Origin of the sequence: Ancylomarina sp., assembly GCF_041555295.1 — a bacterium.
Taxonomy (GTDB): domain Bacteria; phylum Bacteroidota; class Bacteroidia; order Bacteroidales; family Marinifilaceae; genus Ancylomarina.
This window is the reverse complement of the sequence record NZ_JBFFKR010000262.1, coordinates 1-4,855: the sequence shown is the minus strand read 5'-3', so window position 1 is coordinate 4,855 and position 4,855 is coordinate 1. Positions and strand designations below refer to the sequence as shown.

Here is a 4,855-nt window from a genome sequence, read left to right as displayed (position 1 = left end):
CGTGAAAAAAGGCATTTTCGACCGTTTCCTCACTCAACAGAACATGGGTGGCTTAATGATTACTGAACCCGATTTTGGTAGTGATGCATTAGGTATGCAGACTTCGAATGTCAAAATAGGTGAATCGTACCACATAAAAGGAACCAAGCATTGGCAAGGGCTTACAGGTATGGCTGATTACTGGCTAATGACTTCACGCCCTCAAGATCAGAATGGGAAACTAGGTCGGGATATTGACTTCTTTATTTGTGACGTTCAACAACCTCAACAAGTTATTAAGGTTGAAGAATATTACAATAACTTAGGCCTATATCCTATTCCATATGGCAAAAACTCAATAGATATTCAAGTCCCTGAGCAATATAAACTAGAGCCCGAAACAACAGGTTTAAAGTTAATGATGGACCTCTTGCACCGAAGTCGTTTACAGTTCCCTGGTATGGGGATGGGCTTTATTCGCCGAATGCTTGATGAGTCGATCAAACACTGTTCAACTAGAATTGTTAGTGGTAAGTCATTAATTAGCTTAGATCAAGTACGTCATCAAATTGGTAGAATACAAAGTGCATTCACCATTTGTTCTGCCATGTGCTCTCGCAGTTCTTTAATTAGTGGCATAGAGAATAACCTAGCAACTGCTGCTATTGAGGCCAACAGCATGAAGGCATATATTACAGATATGATGCAAGAAGCTGCGCAAACGCTTACTCAATTGAGTGGAGCGAATGGGTACAAGGCTGAAAGTGTTGGCTCAAGAGCGATTATTGACTCTCGCCCTTTTCAGATTTTTGAAGGATCAAACGATATGCTTTATACGCAACTATCGGAGATGGTTATGAAAATCATGACAAAGAAAAAAAACATGAACCTTTCAGATTTCTTTAAGAACCATGAACTAACTAAGAATGTTTCTGAATACTTTAAAAATGTTGTTGACTTTACTCTTGACACTAAACTTCCACAAAGGAAAATTGTTGATCTAGGCAAAATCATCAGTAAAGTGGTGGCTGCCGATCACGTAGTCCAACTGGGGGCAAAAGGCTTTAGATCTGATTTAATCAACGACAGTTTAGAAACCATCAAACATGAAATTTCGATGCTTGTTAGTTCATATAAATTTCAAACTAACGTATCACCTACTGAAGAGTATAAGGATCAAAGCTCATGGCTTTTATTCACCTAACAGTAAGTGACAACTTATTTTATTAATAGCAGTATTCTCCCCTTCTTTCTTACGAGGAAGGGGAGTTTTTTTAAGATGAAAAAGGGGTGAGTATTTACCTGAAGTTCAAATAATAAACGCATTTATTCTCAAAAGTGCAGAATTTCAAACTATTACCCTATCTTTGTCGCTTTTATATTTCATACATGACATTCAAAGAATTAGGAATTATTGATCCTATCCTGAAAGCCCTAGAGGCCAAAGGCTATACATATCCCTCACCTATACAAGAACAATCTATTCCAATCCTTCTTAAAAGAAAGGACCTGTTAGGTTGTGCACAAACGGGAACCGGAAAAACAGCAGCATTTGCTATTCCTATCCTACAACACATTTACAATGACCAGGTTAAAAACACCGGTCAACGTAGGATAAAAGCACTAATTGTAACACCTACAAGAGAACTGGCTATTCAAATTGGTGATAGTTTTACCGAATATGGTAAACATACTGGTATTGTAAACACCGTAATTTTTGGTGGGGTAAAACAAGGGCCACAAACACAAGCACTTCGTAGAGGTGTTGATATTCTTGTTGCAACTCCAGGTCGACTTTTAGACTTAATGGATCAAGGTTACGTCTCATTAAAGGATGTGGGATATTCTGTTCTTGATGAAGCGGACCACATGCTGGACATGGGCTTTGTTAACGATATTCGTAAAATTGTAGCCAAGTTACCGACCAAAAGACAATCACTGTTCTTTTCGGCAACTATGCCTCCTGCTATTGTGAAACTATCACAAAAGATTTTAGGTAATCCAGAGAAGGTTACTATTGAGCCAAAGAAAACAACAGCAGAGCGCGTTGAGCAGGCCTTATACTACGTCAGTAAGAAGAATAAACCAAAATTATTGATTCATCTTTTAACTCGTAACGCAGTTCAATCAACTCTAATCTTTACAAGAACAAAACATGGTGCTGATAAAATCACCAAGTTCTTAAAGAAGGTTGACATTCACTCTGAAGCTATTCATGGAAACAAGTCTCAGAATCAAAGACAAAATGCCTTGCTTAATTTTAAAGAAGGCAAAACTAATGTACTTGTTGCTACCGATATTGCTGCACGTGGTATCGATGTTTCAGATTTAGCTTTAGTTGTCAACTTCGACTTGCCAAATATTGCTGAAACATATGTGCATCGAATTGGACGTACTGGTAGAGCCGCAGCGAGTGGTATCGCCATATCATTCTGCGACATTGAAGAAAGAGCCTATTTAAAGGATATTCAGAAGTTAATTGCTCAACAAATTACAGTTATCGCAGAACATCCATTTTTGAATTCGGGTGATAACGAGCCTGTTGAGAAAACAAAAAAACCTCAGAGACCTCAAAGACCTCGCCGTACTGATGAAAGATCGGATTCTAGGAAGAAAGTCGATCCTGAAAACAAACACAAAGCAGATAGAAGACGTAAGCCTTTTACCAAAAGAAGAGACTAATGTTTTCATAACTTATACAGCACAAAAAAACTCATGATTTTAGAATCATGAGTTTTTTTTATATCTGGTTTAGAATGAACCTAAAACTATTTCGTTTGTCTAATTTGCTTAAAACTGATGTTTAAGGCTTTTTGGAAATATCTGATGCTCTTCAACTCTTGAGTTGTTACTAAAGACAGAGAAAGACCTTCCTTACCCGCACGAGCCGTTCTACCGCTTCGGTGTGTGTAATATTCTTCCTTATCTGGTAGTTGATAATGCACCACATAAGAAAGTCCCTCTACGTCTATCCCACGAGCTGCAAGGTCAGTCGCTACAATCATCTGCAAACTACCATTCTTAAATGCTCGCATTACCTTATCACGCTCCTTTTGTAAAAGATCACCATGCAGACCATCAGCTGGAATATTTCTTGCGATAAGCTGCTTGGCTAAAGTTTGCGTTGCAACTTTAGTTTTACAGAAAATCAAGCCTCTATTATCACTTTGTGAGCTTAAAAATTGAAGTAGAATATTTAGTTTCTCTTTCTCATCACAGACCAAAAATTTATGCTCTATGTTTTTATTCACAACATTTTTACCACTCACTTCAATTCTGTGAGCATTACTTTTCAAATGCTGATTTACCATCTGTCTTATCCCCTGAGGCATCGTTGCAGAAAACAACCATTTATTTTGAGCAGAAGCCGTGTAAGTCAGAATTTCATCAAGTTCCTTTTTGAATCCCATACTTAGCATTTCATCAGCTTCATCTAATACCACAGTAGATACATGACTTAAATCAATTGCTTTTTTCTTAACAAGATCGATCAATCGACCAGGAGTCGCAACAATAATATGTGTAGGACGTCGCAAAGCCGCAATTTGCTTTTCGATAGGTGCTCCACCATATACTGCCTCAGTAAAAATTTGTTCTGAAAACTTAGTAAATTTAAAAAGCTGCTTAGCAATTTGTTGCCCCAACTCTCTGGTTGGAGCCAAAATTAAACCTTGCACAACTTTGTGATGTATATTGATACGATGAAGCATAGGTAAACCAAAAGCAGCAGTCTTCCCTGTTCCAGTCTGAGCCTGACCAATAAGATCAGTATCTCCACTTAGTAATATTGGAATTACTCTACTTTGTATTTCGGTAGGCTTCACAATATTCATATCGTCCAACCCCTTAAGAAAGTTTTTACTTACTCCAAGTTCTTTAAAATTCTCCAAAACAGATATTTATTTAGTTTGGGCACAAAGATACTTATTAAATAAATGGAAGCAAATGAATAAAGCAATGGACATTAGCTGAAAGAGTTTCAATTTTTTAATGCAATCGACCTCAATAAAACCTTTCATATTTGCTAAGTTTGGGATGAAAAATAAGACAAGCGTTAAAACGGATATCAATTCCCTCTTAAAACACACAATTGATTAGTATGCCAAAATATTCAGTCATTATTCCCATTTACAATAGACCTGACGAAGCTAAAGAGTTACTCGCAAGTTTAGCCAAGCAAACTTATAAGAATTTTGATATTCTGATGATTGAGGATGGTTCTACTGAAGACTGCTCTGACATTGTTAAGCATTATTCCAATGAGCTTGATATTAAATATCATTTTAAAGCAAATTCGGGTCCAGGTGATAGCCGTAATGTGGGTATGAGAATGGCTACGGGAGATTTTTTAATTTTCTTCGATTCGGATTGTATTATACCGCCACAGTATTTCGAAGAGGTGGAAAAGCATTTGGCTCAAACGCCTCTCGATGCATTTGGTGGACCAGATAGTGCACATGAATCTTTTAGCAAGGTGCAAAAGGCTATCAATTATGCCATGACCTCGATAATTACGACAGGTGGCATAAGGGGCAAAAAGAATAAACTCGATCAATACCAACCTCGTAGTTTTAATATGGGAATTAGCCAAGCAGTTTATAAAAAAGTTGGTGGCTACACCGATGTTACCCCTGGCGAGGATCCAGATCTGAGTTATCGCATAATGAATGCCGGATTCCGAGTGGGATTGATTGAAGATGCCTATGTGTTCCACAAACGAAGAATCGATTTCTCAAAATTCATCAAGCAAGTTTATAAGTTTGGCGTGATGCGCCCAGTTCTAATTAAATGGTATCCTGATAAGTTTAAATTAACCTACACCATACCTGCTTTATTTTTGCTTGGCAGTTTATTATTAGTGATTTTGGCAGCAGCT

Annotated in this window: 4 protein-coding genes; 3 read left to right on the top strand and 1 reads right to left on the bottom strand. The window is 37.5% G+C overall.

Translation table 11 applies throughout. The features are described 5' to 3' along the window. A partial coding sequence (locus ABY905_RS14145; RefSeq protein ID WP_372644989.1) for an acyl-CoA dehydrogenase family protein occupies nucleotides 1-1,183 on the top strand: 1,183 nt, incomplete at its 5' end. 185 nt (nucleotides 1,184-1,368) lie between these two features. Next, nucleotides 1,369-2,661, top strand: a complete 1,293-nt coding sequence (locus tag ABY905_RS14140) for a DEAD/DEAH box helicase (RefSeq protein WP_372644988.1) — start codon at nucleotides 1,369-1,371, stop codon at nucleotides 2,659-2,661. Between the two features lie 86 nt (nucleotides 2,662-2,747). On the opposite strand, the gene ABY905_RS14135 is transcribed toward ABY905_RS14140, so the two are convergent. Then, the gene (locus ABY905_RS14135) at nucleotides 2,748-3,869 is read right to left on the bottom strand and encodes a DEAD/DEAH box helicase (RefSeq protein ID WP_372644986.1); all 1,122 of its coding nucleotides are present in this window, start codon (nucleotides 3,867-3,869) and stop codon (nucleotides 2,748-2,750) included. A gap of 209 nt (nucleotides 3,870-4,078) precedes the next feature. Here ABY905_RS14135 and ABY905_RS14130 point away from each other — a divergent pair. Then, nucleotides 4,079-4,855: glycosyltransferase family 2 protein (locus ABY905_RS14130; protein WP_372644984.1), on the top strand; the 777-nt coding region annotated here is incomplete at its 3' end.

Bases quoted from the DNA above. Each gene is read 5' to 3' on its own strand.
- ABY905_RS14140 (WP_372644988.1), top strand. From the start codon at position 1,369: ATGACATTCAAAGAATTAGGAATTATTGATCCTATCCTGAAAGCCCTA.